Raw genomic sequence first — 801 nt, forward strand, 5'->3', positions numbered from 1 at the left:
CAGCATCGGTTGTCGTGACCGACACACCCAGCGAGCTAGAGGCTGCAAGGTCAGATCCAGAAACTGCAATGGTCCATGACCCATCCGCACCAACGGTGCCGGTGTACGCAACACTATTGACCGTCAGCGTGACCGCGTCACCCTCGTTGAACTCACCCGTCACCTGGCCCGTGACATTTACCGACGTGCCAGACTCTGCGGCATTAATCACATTGTCAGCAGTGATCGAATCAACCGAGACTGTCACCTCAGGCGCAGTCGTGTCAACCGAGTAGCCATGGCTGGTTGTGGTCGTCGTGCTGTTGCCCACCGCATCGGTAGACATCGCACTGACAGCCACCGCGCTATCAGCCAACAGATCACCGGTCGCAACATCCACAGCCCAGGTGCCATTCGCGGTATCCACGGTGGCTGTGTAATCCTGGCCATTGACCGTGATCGTCACCGTGGTCGACGCTCCCGCCTCGGCATCAACCGTACCCGACACCGCAATCGTTGCAGCACCAGATTCAGCTGCATTGACCACGTTATCCGAAGTCACCGGATCCACAGACACCGTCAGCTCAGGCGCAGTCGTATCTACACCATAGGCATGCGTTGCGGTTGTCGTCGTGCTGTTGCCCGCAGCATCGGTAGACGTCGCACTGACAGCCACCGAGTTATCAGCCAACAGATCACCGGTCGCAACATCCACAGCCCAGGTGCCATTCGCGGTATCCACGCTGGCTGTGTAATCCTGGCCATTGACCGTAATGGTCACCGTGGTCGACACCCCCGCCTCGGCACCAACCGTACCCGACA

1 protein-coding gene is annotated in these 801 nt (G+C 59.1%); it reads right to left on the minus strand.

All coding sequences use genetic code 11. From position 1 onward, the window contains the following. A partial coding sequence (locus tag ABS761_RS16910) for an Ig-like domain-containing protein (RefSeq protein ID WP_350409556.1) occupies positions 1-772 on the minus strand: 772 nt, incomplete at its 3' end. Positions 773-801 lie beyond the last annotated feature (29 nt).

The sequence above is a fragment of the Castellaniella sp. GW247-6E4 genome (assembly GCF_040276065.1).
GTDB lineage: Bacteria > Pseudomonadota > Gammaproteobacteria > Burkholderiales > Burkholderiaceae_B > Castellaniella.